The following is a 14,623-nucleotide window of genomic DNA, read 5'->3' as shown; positions in this document are numbered from 1 at the left end:
ACTACAAGGAGATGACAAATGAAAAAAGTACTTGGAATCTATAGCGCCCCCCGTCCACATTGGGTCGGTGATGGCTTTCCTGTCAGGTCCATGTTTTCTTATCAAAGCCATGGCAAACAATTGAGTCCCTTTTTGTTGCTTGATTATGCCGGTCCTGCTGATTTCACGCCAGCCCGGCAGAAACGCGGGGTGGGTCAGCATCCTCACCGGGGCTTCGAGACGGTGACCATCGTTTACAAGGGCGAAGTCAGCCATCGTGATTCAACCGGCCAGGGCGGCACGATCGGCCCGGGCGATGTGCAATGGATGACGGCAGGTGCCGGCATATTGCATGAAGAATTCCACTCAGAAGCGTTCACCAATCAGGGTGGTGCGCTGGAAATGGTACAGCTTTGGGTCAATTTGCCTGCCAAAGACAAGATGGCTGCACCGGGTTATCAGGCAATACTGGACCGCGAGATACCCGAGGTGGCTTTGCCGAACGAAGCTGGCTCGGTACGCGTGATCGCCGGTGAGTATGGGCAAAAAAAAGGCCCTGCAAGCACCTTCACACCCATGCATGTCTGGGATATGCGCATCAAACAGGGCGGCATCACGGAGTTTGAAGTCCCCGAAGGATGGAGCACAGCCCTGGTTGTATTGCGTGGCACCGTGATGGTCAATGGCGACACGGTAGCGCGGGAGGCGCAACTGGTTGTACTGGATAAAGCCGATCGTCATATGGCTATTGAGGCAAACAGCGATGCGGTTGTGCTGCTGCTTAGTGGCGAACCTATCGATGAGCCTATTGTTGGTTACGGTCCGTTTGTCATGAATAGCCAGGAGCAAATTGCCGAGGCTATCAGCGACTTTAATAGCGGTCGGTTTGGCCAGATGGCTGAAGTGTCAGAAGCACAGCAGTCGTGATGTTAACGCGATGGGTATCCTGCCCATCGCCAAGGCACAAGATGTCATTAACGACGACGAACAATTGGATTCAGCGCGATAAGGGTGTAAGTGCTGGCACTACGTGGATGCCATAAAAGCATCCGATTCATCATTGAAACTTAAGGAAGATTATTATGACTACGCCATACAAACGATTGGACAAGGACCAGGCAGCGGTATTGCTGGTTGACCATCAGGCCGGCCTGTTATCTCTGGTTCGGGATATTGAGCCTGATAAATTCAAAAACAATGTGCTGGCTCTGGCAGACCTTGCCAGGTATTTTAAACTGCCAACCATTCTTACGACCAGCTTCGAAGATGGCCCTAACGGCCCCCTGGTGCCCGGGTTGCAGCAAGCTTTTCCCGATGCGCCTTATATTGCGCGTCCGGGCCAGATCAATGCCTGGGACAATGAAGACTTCGTCAAGGCGATTGAAGCCACCGGCAAAAAGCAATTGATTATTGCAGGTGTGGTTACTGAAGTCTGCGTCGCGTTTCCTGCCTTGTCTGCCATTGAGGCCGGGTACGACGTGTTTGTAGTAACCGATGCGTCCGGCACATTCAACGAGATCACGCGTCATTCTGCATGGGATCGCATGTCTTCTGCGGGCGCTCAGCTCATGACATGGTTTGGCCTGGCGTGCGAGCTGCATCGTGACTGGCGCAACGATATAGAAGGCCTGGGCACACTGTTCTCCAACCATATCCCGGACTATCGGAACCTGATGACCAGTTACGCCAAACTGACATCTGGAAAATAAGGACAGGTAGCGCCGGTGCTGAACAACGGGTTTTGTCAAGGTCAGCACCGGCAATGATGAGCTGAGATCTCGTTAGTGTGGTCGTTTGCACAACATGTGGGCCGCATGTTGGCGGCAGCCCAGATGACCGGGCCCGGCTTTCTGATAAGGTCGGCAGGCGCACTTTGCGGGTGCGCCTCAGTTTTTTCTATCGCCTCGTTGCTGTCCGCCATAACGGCGCCATACCAGAAAGTAAATAATGACATTCAGCATAACCAGGCCAGCCGCCAACAGTACCTGTACTTCGCGCGTCAGCCCGGGCGGGTAGATGGCCATTAACAGGTAGTGCTCCAGAAAACTGCCGGCATAGGCTTGCTGACCGGCCATGGTGCGTAGTGTATTTTCCAGCGGCGTCAGTGGGCAGATGGCCCCCAGCCCAACAATCGTGGCGCCCCAGACAAGCGCCGGCAGATGCAGCCAGATAATGCGCAAGCGCTGCAATACAAGCAGCCCGCCGAATATGGCAAACAGAATAAAGGCAAAATGCAGCACCAGTACCAGGTCTGCAAGTACACGATAAATCATGATTGTCCTTTTGGTTCGATCTGGTTAATGCGGTTGCGTGACCCCCAATTCTTTTTCCAGCCAGTTTGCCAACAGGACAGAGCGCTGATCTGCGCGGGTGCGCGGCACCAGGAGGCTTAAGCGTGAGCTGGTTGGCACAAACCCCCAGGGCGCCTCCAGTCGTCCGGCGGCCAGGTCGTCGGCCACCACCTGTTTGGGGGCGACGGCTACACCCAGACCTGCCGTCGCCGCTTCCAGCAGATAGTATAGATGCTCGAATGCGGTACCTAACTGGAGTTCATTGCCCGGCAACTGGTTTGCCTGTGCCCATTGTGCCCAGGCCTGTGGCCGGGACGCCGGATACATTAGCGGTTCTCGCAATAGCGCGCTGACAGGGGCATTGACCAGACCGGCATAGTTGGCACAGCGCGGGCTGATGACAGCACCGATATATTCCGCACCCAGATCATGCACAAGCATATCATCGGGCCAGGGCGGAGCTGCAAAGCAAAGGGTGGCATCCACATTGGGATTGCGCGGGTCCAGCTCGCCTTCTCCTGCAGTCAATTGCAATCGTAATTGAGGCAGATCCTGATTGAGTTTATCCAGTCTGGGAATGAACCAGCGTGCCAGCAGGCTACCCGGACAGGCCAGCACAAATGGCTGGTTACTACTGCGGCGGCGGATCTCGGTGCAGGCGCTGCGTACCCGATCAAAGGCGGCGGCACTGGCGTCGCGCAGCAAGACACCGGAATCTGTGAGTTTTATACCACGTCCTTCCTTTTCAATCAATGCAACGCCGAGTGCCGATTCCAGCACCCGGATCTGCCGGCTCACTGCTCCGTGCGTCACGTGTAGTTCATTCCCGGCCTTGCTTACGCTTAGCAGGCGCGCTGCCGCTTCGAATGCCAGCAGGGCGTTAAGGGGAGGGATGTCTCTGGCCATAATCTGTGAGTTTATTTAACATATCTAGGCCATTTTATCGCTTTTTTTTATTGTGGTGGCTGGCTTATTCTCTACCCATGAGAACCGGCTTTCTTTCCAGATGCTGGGCAGAAAGCAAATGACAGGAGAATGGATACCCATGGTTTCATTGAATACCGATACAGACACGACGGGGATGTTTGGTGACTTTGGCGGACAATACGTTGCCGAAACACTTATGCCACTGATTCTCGAACTGGCCGCCGAATACGAAAAAGCCAAAACCGATGAGAACTTCCAGAAGGAACTGGCCTATTTTCAGCGGGATTATGTGGGACGACCCAGCCCACTGTATTATGCCGAGCGCCTGACCGAACACCTGGGTGGTGCAAAAATTTATCTCAAGCGTGAAGAACTCAATCACACCGGCGCCCATAAAATCAACAACTGCATCGGCCAGATTCTGCTGGCGCGGCGCATGGGTAAAAAGCGAATTATTGCAGAGACCGGTGCCGGCATGCACGGGGTGGCCACAGCCACTGTCGCCGCTCGTTTTGGTCTGCAGTGCGTTATTTACATGGGCAGCACCGATATTGACCGCCAGCAGGCCAACGTATTTCGTATGAAATTGCTGGGGGCGGAAGTATTGCCGGTTACCGCAGGCACCGGCACCTTAAAGGACGCCATGAATGAGGCCCTGCGCGACTGGGTCACCAACGTTGATACCACTTATTATCTGATTGGTACGGTGGCCGGTCCTCATCCTTATCCAACCATGGTCCGGGATTTCCAGGCGGTTATCGGCAAGGAAACACGTGAGCAAATGCTGGCGCATGAAGGCCGTCTGCCCGATTCGCTGGTTGCCTGCGTAGGCGGCGGTTCCAATGCAATTGGCCTGTTCCATGAATTTTTGAACGACAAGGACGTGAAGATTTACGGTGTGGAAGCGGCCGGTCACGGTATTGAAAGCGGCAAGCATGCTGCAAGTCTGAATGGTGGCGTACCGGGTGTACTGCACGGCAACCGCACGTTCCTGCTGCAGGATGATGATGGACAGATTATTGATGCCCATTCAATCTCTGCCGGCCTGGATTATCCGGGCATTGGTCCCGAGCATGCCTGGCTGCACAGTATCGGACGGGTGCAATACACGGCCATCACAGATGATGAAGCGCTGGATGCCCTGCATCAATGCTGCCGTCTGGAAGGCATCATTCCTGCGCTGGAAAGCGCCCATGCCCTGGCCGAAGCGTTCAAACAGGCGCCATCGCTACCTGAAGATCATCTGATGGTGGTGAACCTGTCTGGCCGTGGAGATAAGGATATGCAAACTGTGATGCAACATAGCAAAGAGAAGGAGCAACAAGCATGAGTCGCCTGCAACAGCGTTTTGCGCAACTGAAGAAAGAGAATCGCGCGGCCCTGGTCACATTTCTGACAGCCGGCGATCCAGACTACGACACCGCTGCCGCCATTCTTGACGGACTGCCGCAAGCAGGTGCCGATATTATCGAACTTGGCATGCCGTTTACCGACCCGATGGCCGACGGCCCGGCGATCCAGCTTTCCAGCCTGCGTGCACTGGCCAAGGGGCAAAGTGTCGCTTCTACCCTGAAAATGATTACTGAGTTCCGGCAGCGCGACAACGAGACGCCGATTGTGCTGATGGGCTATTTCAACCCGATTCATCGCTACGGGGTAGAGCGGTTTATTGCTGATGCAGGCAAAGCCGGCGTGGATGGACTGATTGTGGTGGATCTGCCGGCCGAACACGATCGTGATCTTTGTATTCCGGCACAGGCTGCGGGCATAGACTTTGTGCGCCTGACCACCCCCACCAGCGATGACGCACGTTTAGAGCGGATTCTGGACAATAGCGGTGGTTTTGTTTATTACGTGTCGGTGGCGGGTACCACCGGTGCCGGCTCAGCCACCATCGACCATGTTCAGCAGGCCGTTACCCGGATTCGTAAACATACCGAGCTGCCGGTCAGCGTGGGGTTCGGGATTCGTACACCGGAACAGGCAGCCAATATTGCCCGGGTTGCCGACGGTGTGGTTGTGGGTTCGGCGCTTGTGCAAAAAATCGCTGAAGCAAGCGATGGTGAACAGGCCAAAACGGATGTGCTGGCCTTGTGCAGCCAATTGGCGCAGGCAGTACGTAAGGCGCGTGACTGATAGGCGCTTATTGCAAATGTATTGTTGAAAAATGCTGGCCGGGCTGCGAGAAGATTGGCTGCCTGGCCAGTGGTTCGATGATCGTGTTGTGAGCGCAGATTAACGATTCACATCCACAACAATCCGACCGCGCACTTTGCCGTCAAGAATTTGGCTGGCCAGGGGAATCACGTCGCTAAGGCCGACCGTGCGTGAGCCAATCAGCGCCAGCTTGGCCGGGTCCAGTTCCTTGCTTAATCTGTCCCAGGCTTCCTGCCGTTGCGGTACCGGGCAATGCACGCTGTCAATTCCGGCCAGCGTGATGCCGCGCAGAATGAATGGCGCAACCGATGCGGGAAAATCCAGACCCTGTGCCAGACCGCAAGCAGCAACGGTGCCGCGATATTTGGTGCCCGCGCAGACATTGGCCAGTGTATGACTGCCAACGCTGTCCACCGCGCCTGCCCAGCGTTCCGCGCCTAGCGGTTTGCCCGGTTCACTCAGGGTATGGCGATCAATGATGTCGGCCGCGCCCAGTTTCTTCAGATAATCCTCTTCTTGCTGCCTGCCGGTCGAGGCGATGACACGGAATCCCAAAGAGGAAAGCAGCGCCACGGCGACACTGCCGACGCCGCCGGCCGCACCGGTGACAAGGATATCGCCCGACTCGGGTGTCAGGCCGTTGCGTTGCAGTGCCATCACGCAAAGCATGGCCGTGTAGCCCGCTGTGCCGATGGACATGGCCTGCTCGGCTGACATGCCCGCTGGCAGGTGGATCAGCCATTTGCCGTTGACGCTGGCCTGCTGGGCCAGACCACCCCAATGGGTTTCGCCTACGCCCCAGCCATTGAGAATAACGGCATCACCGGCTTTAAAGTCCGGGTGCTGGCTTTGGCTGACGGTACCGCAAAAGTCAATGCCGGGGACCATCGGGAACTGGCGAACCACGGGCACCTTTCCCGTAATGGCCAGGCCGTCCTTGTAATTGATGGTTGAATATTTCACATCAACACGAACGTCTCCCTGAGGCAGTTGTGCTTCGTCGATGGACGTCTCTGTTGCACGGTAACCGGCATCATCTTTTTCAATCAATATGGCGTTGAACATTCGGTATTTCCTCCAATTGGGTGAATGACTGGTGGCTTGGCAGGTGTGTTTGCCGAGAGAATGGGCTTCAGGCAGGCAGCCTGTTCAGTTGGTGCACGGCACGCATCGCTATTGCCGGCGGCTTGACTGGCTTTGTGCTAAATGTGGTCAATGTACGTCTCATAACAGTCGTTCCATTTCAATTAACATTGAGATAAAAGTGCGGCCTATGCTTCGGGTTTGACCGCTTTTGCTGTGTAGCCTAGCTGTTGCGAAATTGCGCTGGCACACTGGATAACCTCAGGCACCAGTTGACGTATGCGCGCGGGCGTTAACCGATCCAGAGGAGCAGAGATACCAACAGCTCCCATGATTTGTCCCAGTCCGTTAAAAATGGGAACCGCAATGCCTCCCACACCTTCGCGCCACTCACCGCGATTGAGTGCATAGCCCTGTTTCACGGTTCGGGCCAGTGCGGGACGTAACGTATCCAGATCTGCAAGCGTTGCGTTTGTATACTTTTGCAGTTGCGCCTCATGACTTTCCAGAAAACTATCTGTCTGATAGGCAAGAATTGCCTTGCCCGTCGCAACGGCATAGGCAGGGGCCCGACCGCCAATCATGGAGTACGCGCGAATGGGCTGCGGGCTGTCGATCTTGTCGACATAGACGACATCGAACCCGTCCAGCACGGATAGATGGATGGTTTCTCCAGTGCTTTCCGCCAGCACGTGCATGGCGCCTGATGCGATGCGTCGCAGATCCAGTTGTGCGAGCTGGTTTGCCGCCAGTTCGAAAAGCCGGATCCCGCCGATGTAGTTATCCTGATCATCGCGTGCCACAAAGCCTGTATGAATCAGCGTTTGCAGGGTACGGTGCGTATTGCTGCGTGTCAGGCCGACTTTTTCTGCCAGTTCTTCGATGGTCCGGATTCTTTCTGTGGATCCGGTCACGACTTCCAGGACCTTCAGACCTTTGATAAGTGTTTTATCCATGACGGTATATATCCTTCCCTGTACGCTAAGTAATAAGGCGACAGAATACATCACAGGAGGGGGAAAGACCACGTTCGTCATAGCTGCGCCATCAGGTTTTCCGGCCTGCAGAACGATCCCAGACATTGGGAATCACGTTTGACGAGTATCCGGAGATAAAGGTTTTGGGCTGGCCGTTTGACAGGTCGAAGACATGCCGGCTGACTGCGCCGATGTTGCCACCATAAAGATGAATGCTGATCGAAGGTTGATTGTCATATGCATTGAACACCTGGTGTATATCGCCTTCGGCAGGTAACAGTACGTCTACCATACCGGGTTCAAGCCGATCCGGCTCTCCGTCAGCGGTGAGGGTTCCATCCGGATTGCTGCGATAACGCTGGCTTAGTTCCGCGCCGCGCAACATGCCGATAAACCCCCACACCATATGGTCATGAACCGGTGTCTGTTGTCCGGGCCCCCATACAAAACTGACCAGTGAAAAACGTTCCAGAGGATCGCAGTGCAGGAGGAACTGCTGATAAAAAGTAGGGTGTGGCACCGTACAGAATTCAGGCAGCCAGTCGTCGTGGGTAACCAGCTCTGCCAGCAGGGACTGGATGCCAGCCGGCGGTCGCTGCTTGTCATCATGATCGTCCATGAGTTTAGTCACTGCCTGAATAAAATCGCTCAGGCGTTTCAGGTTCGGCATATCCATAGTCATCTGTCTCTTTGCTTATTCTTGAGCATTTCCATTGTTTTGCAGGCGGTGTGAACGCGCTACGTTCATAGCATCATGCACGGTTTTACTGCCCAGTGAAAGCCGGCGGTCGCTTTTCGCTGAAACTGGCCAGCCCTTCGGCAAAGTCGGCGCTCTCGAACACCTGCTGGTTTTCGCGCCATGCATGGCCGGCAATTTCTACCGGACTCATGGGCGTGGTCTGGGCAGCCAGACGCTTGAGCATCGCCATTACCAACGGGGCATTGGCGGCCAGGCGTTGCGCCAACTTCATGGCTTCGACCATATGTTGTCCTGCCGGAACCACACGGTTCACCATACCTACATCATAAGCGCGCTGGGCGGTAATGACTTCGCCAAGCAACATTAATTCCATGGCGACTTTATGCGGAATCCGCGCAGCGGCCGAGGCAATCATTCCGCCGGCAAAGCCCAGCTTGGCTTCCGGATACGTGAATTTGGTATCTTCAGTTGCCACGCACAGATCGCACATCAGCGTCAGGACAATCGAGCCGCCTATGCACCAGCCGCTGATGGCCGCGATCAATGGCTTTTCCAGCAGAACACCAACATTGGGTGTGAAACTGCGGTAGTCGGGCGGTGCAGTGCAGGCCATGTCTTTGCCTGCAGAGAACGCCCTGGTGCCGGCACCGGTAAGAATACCGACACGATCTTGCGGGGATTCTTTCAGGCGTTTCCATGCCTGTGCCAGACCGGCTTCCACCTCAGGGCCGATAGCATTCATGCGGTCTTCGCGATTGATGGTGATAATGGCAATACCATCGCGGGATTCATAAGTTACGGCATCGGTCATATCAGTTCCTTCAGGGTTTGTTTCAATTGGTGTTTAAGTACCTTGCCATTGGGAGCAACTGGCAGACTATCGACAAAAAAAATGCGACCGGGGCGCTTGTAAGGCGACAGGCGGTCCTGCAAAAACTGGCGTACGTCTTCTTCTTTCAGGCTGGCACCAGGGCATCGTTCGATCATCGCTATGATTTGTTCGTTGCCACAAATCATATGTCCCAGCACCGCTGAATGCTGAATCTGTTCATGGGCATTGAGCGCGGTTTCAACCTCAAGGGGGGACACATTGAAGCCGGAACGGATGATCAGATCTTTGTTACGCCCTTCAATAATGACCCGACCATCGGGCAACTGCCGGGCCAGGTCTTCTGTATTGAACCAGCCATCGTCTGTCAGAACGCTCGCCGTACGTTGCGGGTCACGAAAGTAGCCTTTCATAATGTTGGGTCCTCTGGCCCATAATGAGCCTTGCTCTCCAGGCGTGACCTGTTGTCGTTCCGGATCCAGGATGGCAATCTCTACACCGGGATTGGGCGGGCCAACGGCGCAATCAGGATTGGCCGATTCCAGTCGGGTCCAGCAGATGGCCGACCCTTCGGTCAACCCATACCCATTGTGCAGCGTCAGGCCGAAAGTCTGTTCTACTTCTTGCTTGAGCGTAGGATCCAGTGGCGCACCGCCTGCCGCGATGACTCTGAGCGTTGCGGTACGCAAATGCTGAATTTGTTCTGATTTGATCAGCCGGGAGAACATGGCCGGTGCGCCCTGCAAAATAGAGATACCGTCCCGGCTCAGACTGTTCAGGCAATGATCAATGGCAAAGCGGGGCACTAATTGCACATGCGCCCCAGAGGCCAGAGTGCCTATCAGCCCCGAAGACAGACCCATGACATGTGTAATCGGGAGGATGCCGTACACCCGGTCCTCGGGTATCAGGTGGCGCTGCTGTTGCATCAGCAAACCGATGAAAAGCAGGTTGCCATGCGTGAGCATGACGCCTTTGGGTGTTCCGGTGCTGCCGGTTGTGTAAATGAGTGCGGCCACTTGGTCCTGCGCCGGCCCGTAACAAACCTCGGGCGGTGTCTCCATCAGCGGGCCTATCGCCAGCGCGCCGAACGGTGTTGTTACTGCTTGCACTTTATGACGACTGGCATGTTCGCCTGCCGACGGCGAGTTCTCGGTCAGATATAGAATGCGTCGAGGCTGGGCATGACTGCAGACGGCGTCGGTTTCCAGAGGAGCGCGACGGGCATTTTCCAAAACTACCCAGATATCATCAAGCCCGGCGGCCAGTATAAAGATTGCCAGCACGCTGCTGTTTTCCCCAATCAGCATGACCCGATCACCGGGGCGAACGCCGATGCTGGCCAGAAAGTGCCGGCAATCGGCGACGGCTTGGCTCAATTGCGCATAACTCAACGAGCGGATTTCATCTGAAATCGCCGGACTGTCCGGGGTATGTTCCGTCCAATGTCTTAGTACATCACCTAGTCGTCGCATCACAGCTCCTGTTTAACGCGTATCGCCATGCCTTGCGGCCTTATTTGGCCTGCACATTCATCTCTTTGGTGATCGCGGCCCAGCGATCAATTTCGCTGTTGACGTAGTCTCCAAATTGCTGCGGATCTGACGGCTTTGGTGTAGCCCCCAGTTGCTTCAGGCTATTTAACACCTGCTGATTTTGCAGTGCGTCGGTGGCGGCCTTGCTAATCGCATTAGTGATCTTGTCCGGTGTTTTGGCCGGCACCCAGAACCCATACCAGGCAGTGACGTCATATTTGGGCAATGTTTCTGCGATGGCGGGAATATCCGTGGAATAGGGGGATCGCTCAGCAGTGGTCACGCCCAGACCGCGCAACTGGCCGGAATCGATATATGGCCAGGCTTCGTTGGCAAATACCATGGTCGTCTGATTGCCTATTGCCGACTGAATCGCAGGCGCTCCACCTTTGAACGGTGTGTTGATCAGCTCGATGCCGGCCATCACTTTGAACAGTTCACATGACAGATAGGGAGAGGAGCCGACCCCAGAGGTTGCGCAACTGAGTTCCCCCGGCTTTTGCTTGGCCAGCGCGATCAGTTCGGCGACATTCTTGACAGGCACTGATTTACTAACAGCCAGAAAATTGGGTACAGATACGATTTGTGCGACCGGCTTGAGATCTTTGCGCAGATCATAAAGCGGTTCCTTATAGAAATACATGTTAAGCACATTTGAAATGCTTCCCAGCAAAATCGTATAACCGTCCGGTTCGGAGCGCACCACTTGTTGCGAACCCAGCATGCTGCCGGCACCGGGTTTATTTTCTACGACAATTGTTTGCTTGAGTTCTTTTGCCATCTGGTTGCCAACTGCTCGCCCCAGAATATCGGTCGCGCCACCGGCTGCGTAGGGTACGATCAGGCGGATGGGTTTATCGGCCGGCCATGCTGCATAGGCGCCGGTAGATGCCAGTGTGCAGGCAATAGCCAGCGTCAGTACGGCGGCTATTGCCTGTGTTGCTTGTCTGCTCATTTTATTTCTCCTTTGGGTACTTCCTGTTCTGAAAGTGATAACGGTTACCCGTGGCTTGGAATTGTTGTTGCCACGCCCCTGCAAACTGCATCCCGGTCAGCCTTTCCTCTTCCTCTTTCCTGTTACCGGGCAAAATTTCATTTGTCCATTTGTTCAAATGCCTCAATTGCACGCACCGAATAGACATAAGCTGCGCCAGCGTTCAGCGCTACTGCGGTACCCAGGGCTTCACTGACTTCTTCCACGGTTGCGCCCGCCTTCTGCGCTGCGGCAGAGTGTGACGAAATGCAGCCGTCGCATCTGGTGGTGACAGCCACGGCCAGTGCAATCAGTTCGCGGGTTTTGTCGTCCAGATGTTTGGCCTGTCCGAGCGCTTCGTTCAGGCCGCGATATGCGGTTACCACAGCGGGGTTGTGTTTGGCAAAAGCGGCCCCGCCCTTGCGAAGGTTGCTCAGTGTTGCGTTCCAGTCGTTGATCATGTGGTTGTCTCCTTGGTAAACGAGTAGTCACTGCGTTGTTGAAAAAAGTATTCAGTAAGCTAGCGGGACTGGCGTGGCTTGATCAGTCCGCCACCCGGCTTTGGTGGATGTGCCCTGATGGCTTCTTCTATTGGTTCTGTTCCCCAGCCTGGGCGATCCGGAACAATCAGATGTCCGTCGACATATTCGGGAACGTAAGTAAATAATTCCTTGTCCCAGGCAAGCCGGTCTATGTCCGTCTCCATAATGCGGAAGTTTGGTACTGCGCTGGCAAAATGCGCATTCATCATGGTGCACAGATGGCCGTAGAAATTATGTGGCGCTATATTCACTTCGTGGATATCAGCCAGATTGGCGACCTTCATCGATTGCCATGCACCGTTCCATACGACATCGACAATCGCAACATCAACGGCATTTTTCTGAAAATAAGGCAGAAATTCTCTGGCGCCGAACAGGGTTTCGCATGAACTGATGGGGTGCGGACTGTGATTCCGTATATAAGCAAGTGCATCGGGACTGTAGCTGTCAATTTCTACCCAGAAAATGTCATGATCGGCAAGCGCGCGCAGAATTTTCAGATAGCCCTCGGTCTTGAAATTGAAATTCAGATCCAGCAGGATCTCCATATCGTCGCCGGCACCGTCTCGCAACGCTTCCAGGCAGTTGCGCAAGTTACGGATGATGCGGCGATCGGCGTTCAGTTCGGGATAGAAGGGCGAGGAAAAACCCGGGCGCCAGGCGTAAGCCGGGCCATCATCGAAAATAAAAGTGTTGGACTTGAGTGCAGTAAAGCCGCGTTCACGCGCCTCTGCCCCCATGGCCTTGACACCATCCAGATCGGTTACGCCGGGTCCAAAATACTTGGGATGATTAATGCGCCACGCAGGGCAATGTGACCAGTAAACACGCAGCTTATCCCGGACCTTCCCGCCCAGCAGTTCATAGCAGGGTACGCCCAGCGCTTTGGCCCTTACGTCCAGCAATGCATTCTCCAGTGCACCAATGCCTTCGGCGACAACGCCACCTGCTGCGGGTCGGGTCCGGCTGTAGGCTTCGGCATAAAAACGTTCCTGACTGGGTACGGGATTGCCAATAAGCATGTCGCTCAGTTTTTGAATGACCGCAGTCACACCGGGGGAGCCGAACCCTTCGTCAAACTCCGCCCATCCGTTCATGCCGGCGTCGGTTGATATCTTGACGAAATAGTAATTGCGCCAACCGGCGTCGCAAGACAGTGTCTGGACATCTGTGATCTTCAACTTTGGCTCCTTTGACTTCGCTTATGAACTGGAAATCATTAATTTATAAATCCCAATTATTAGGATGACTATTCTTAAAATTGGGAAGTTTTGGGAATACTAAATCAAATCTGCCAGAATGAAAAGCTCTTTCAAAAAAAATTTTCATCTGAAATAATGATGAATGACGTACAGCATGGGTGCAGGGCCCGGTTTATTTCGGGTAGAGATATTGCAAATGCAATAATTGAAAATTAGCTTCTGTGGATTCAGCCTGATGATGTGTCAGGCATGATTCCACGGTACACTGCGCATTTGCTAAGCGCCGTCGTCAGACCCCGCTATTGGTTGCGGGCACCGTTGATGTGTTGCCGCCTATTATTGATGAATCAACCCAAACCAGGAGTACCCGTGAGTGCGATTGTTCTGCTGACCAACCCGATCGATCCCGACGAAACAGCGCGTCTGCGTGAACATGCACAAGTACGTGTCGCTTCATCGATGGATCCGCAAGCGCTTGCCGAAGAAATCCGCGATGCCGATGTGCTAATTGTGCGTTCGCCGGTTTCTGCTGAGGTTCTTGAGCACGCCCATCAGCTACGTGGCATTGTTCGGCACGGCGCCGGGGTTGATATTGTGCCGGTTGTGCAAGCCACCGTCATGGGTATTCCCGTGAGTAATACTCCCGGTGCAAACGCCATTGCCGTGGCGGAGTATGCAGTGGGGCAAATGCTATTGTTATCACGTCGCCTGCATATGGTAAATGCGCTGCTTCGCAGCGAAGGCTGGAGTGCATCGCGTGCTATATCCGATCATGCTGCGGAACTTCATGGCAAAACCGTCGGGATCATTGGCGTTGGCGCGATTGGCGAGGCGCTGGCTCGCATGTGCCATTACGGGTTTGGTATGTCGGTTATTGGCTATCGGCGTGACCCGAGTAAATTGCCGGACTATGTCGGTGCGGCGTCCATTGATGATGTTTTTCAGATGGCCGACTTTGTGGTGCTTGCCTGCCCGTTGACTGCAGAAACCCGTGGTTTGGCAAACCGGCGTACATTGGGCTTGATGAAGCAGGGCACAAGTATTATCAATGTGTCGCGGGGCGCGGTGATCAATCAGAGCGATCTGGTGGATGCGCTGGCGCAGCAGAAAATCAGCGCTGCACTGGATGTTTTTGAATCGCAACCGTTGCCGGATGATTCTCCACTGAGGACGATGTCAAATGTCATCCTAAGCAGCCATGTCGCGGGGATAACCAATGAAAGCATGCGCCGCATCAGCCAGTTGTGTGTGAGCCAGACGCTGGATCTGCTGGCTGGAAAACTGCCAACGCCACTGGTCAATCCGGAGGTGACGCAACGGGCATTGGAGAGGATGGCAAAGTTGAACGCGCCGTTCTAACAAAAAACAGCGGTTTTTATTTGCTGCCAAAGTACAGATATAGTCCAAGGCAGGGCACCGGCCCGTGAG

At 54.6% G+C, this 14,623-nt stretch carries 15 protein-coding genes; 5 read left to right on the top strand and 10 right to left on the bottom strand.

The genetic code is table 11. The features are described 5' to 3' along the window. The first annotated feature begins 18 nt into the window (after positions 1-18). Positions 19-906, top strand: coding sequence for a pirin family protein (locus tag MIM_RS19160; RefSeq protein WP_025374376.1), 888 nt, complete (start codon positions 19-21; stop codon positions 904-906). 155 nt (positions 907-1,061) lie between these two features. Continuing rightward, positions 1,062-1,688 carry an isochorismate family cysteine hydrolase YcaC gene (gene ycaC, locus MIM_RS19155; RefSeq protein WP_025374375.1) on the top strand — a complete coding sequence of 209 codons (627 nt, stop codon included), beginning with the start codon at positions 1,062-1,064 and terminating at the stop codon, positions 1,686-1,688. 177 nt (positions 1,689-1,865) lie between these two features. Here the strand turns inward: ycaC and MIM_RS19150 are convergent, their stop codons facing one another. Both MIM_RS19150 and MIM_RS19145 read right to left on the bottom strand, forming a co-directional pair. Continuing rightward, positions 1,866-2,252, bottom strand: a complete 387-nt coding sequence (locus MIM_RS19150; protein ID WP_025374374.1) for a DUF2784 domain-containing protein — start codon at positions 2,250-2,252, stop codon at positions 1,866-1,868. A 24-nt stretch (positions 2,253-2,276) separates the two neighbouring features. Next, a complete protein-coding gene (locus tag MIM_RS19145; protein ID WP_025374373.1) occupies positions 2,277-3,176 on the bottom strand; it encodes a LysR family transcriptional regulator in 900 nt (299 codons plus the stop codon). A gap of 139 nt (positions 3,177-3,315) precedes the next feature. On the opposite strand from MIM_RS19145, the gene trpB reads away from it, so the two are divergent. Together trpB and trpA are read left to right on the top strand one after the other, a co-directional pair. Further along, positions 3,316-4,527, top strand: coding sequence for a tryptophan synthase subunit beta (gene trpB, locus MIM_RS19140; protein WP_025374372.1), 1,212 nt, complete (start codon positions 3,316-3,318; stop codon positions 4,525-4,527). Then, the gene (gene trpA, locus MIM_RS19135) at positions 4,524-5,333 is read left to right on the top strand and encodes a tryptophan synthase subunit alpha (protein ID WP_025374371.1); all 810 of its coding nucleotides are present in this window, start codon (positions 4,524-4,526) and stop codon (positions 5,331-5,333) included. Before trpB ends, trpA begins: the two co-directional genes overlap by 4 nt. 99 nt (positions 5,334-5,432) lie before the next feature. Here trpA and acuI read toward each other — a convergent pair whose 3' ends face one another. The 8 genes from acuI to MIM_RS19095 all read right to left on the bottom strand — a co-directional run bounded on the left by acuI (position 5,433) and on the right by MIM_RS19095 (position 13,174). After that, positions 5,433-6,419 (bottom strand): acrylyl-CoA reductase (NADPH), encoded by a 987-nt coding sequence (acuI, locus tag MIM_RS19130; protein WP_025374370.1) that lies wholly within the window; start codon positions 6,417-6,419, stop codon positions 5,433-5,435. Positions 6,420-6,625: 206 nt separating this feature from the next. Further along, complete coding sequence (locus MIM_RS19125; RefSeq protein WP_025374369.1) at positions 6,626-7,393, bottom strand: IclR family transcriptional regulator; 768 nt, start codon at positions 7,391-7,393, stop codon at positions 6,626-6,628. A 91-nt stretch (positions 7,394-7,484) separates the two neighbouring features. Beyond that, the gene (locus MIM_RS19120; protein WP_025374368.1) at positions 7,485-8,096 is read right to left on the bottom strand and encodes a cysteine dioxygenase family protein; all 612 of its coding nucleotides are present in this window, start codon (positions 8,094-8,096) and stop codon (positions 7,485-7,487) included. 82 nt (positions 8,097-8,178) lie between these two features. Beyond that, complete coding sequence (locus tag MIM_RS19115; RefSeq protein WP_025374367.1) at positions 8,179-8,925, bottom strand: enoyl-CoA hydratase/isomerase family protein; 747 nt, start codon at positions 8,923-8,925, stop codon at positions 8,179-8,181. Continuing rightward, the gene (locus tag MIM_RS19110) at positions 8,922-10,418 is read right to left on the bottom strand and encodes a class I adenylate-forming enzyme family protein (protein ID WP_025374366.1); all 1,497 of its coding nucleotides are present in this window, start codon (positions 10,416-10,418) and stop codon (positions 8,922-8,924) included. Before MIM_RS19110 ends, MIM_RS19115 begins: the two co-directional genes overlap by 4 nt. Positions 10,419-10,458: 40 nt before the next feature. Continuing rightward, positions 10,459-11,433 (bottom strand): Bug family tripartite tricarboxylate transporter substrate binding protein, encoded by a 975-nt coding sequence (locus tag MIM_RS19105; protein WP_025374365.1) that lies wholly within the window; start codon positions 11,431-11,433, stop codon positions 10,459-10,461. Positions 11,434-11,570: 137 nt separating this feature from the next. Further along, positions 11,571-11,912 carry a carboxymuconolactone decarboxylase family protein gene (locus tag MIM_RS19100; RefSeq protein WP_144084690.1) on the bottom strand — a complete coding sequence of 114 codons (342 nt, stop codon included), beginning with the start codon at positions 11,910-11,912 and terminating at the stop codon, positions 11,571-11,573. Positions 11,913-11,971: 59 nt separating this feature from the next. After that, entirely contained in the window at positions 11,972-13,174 is a 1,203-nt protein-coding gene (locus MIM_RS19095; RefSeq protein ID WP_025374363.1) for a mandelate racemase/muconate lactonizing enzyme family protein, read from the bottom strand. A gap of 390 nt (positions 13,175-13,564) precedes the next feature. Between MIM_RS19095 and MIM_RS19090 the strand changes: the two genes are divergently transcribed. Next, positions 13,565-14,554: an NAD(P)-dependent oxidoreductase gene (locus MIM_RS19090; protein ID WP_025374362.1), complete on the top strand. Its 990-nt coding sequence runs from the start codon at positions 13,565-13,567 to the stop codon at positions 14,552-14,554. Positions 14,555-14,623: the final 69 nt, after the last annotated feature.

Origin of the sequence: Advenella mimigardefordensis DPN7 (assembly GCF_000521505.1) — a bacterium.
Taxonomy (GTDB): domain Bacteria; phylum Pseudomonadota; class Gammaproteobacteria; order Burkholderiales; family Burkholderiaceae_B; genus Advenella; species Advenella mimigardefordensis.
The sequence above is the reverse complement of the archived record's forward strand: the minus strand, read 5'-3'. Positions and strand labels throughout refer to the sequence as shown.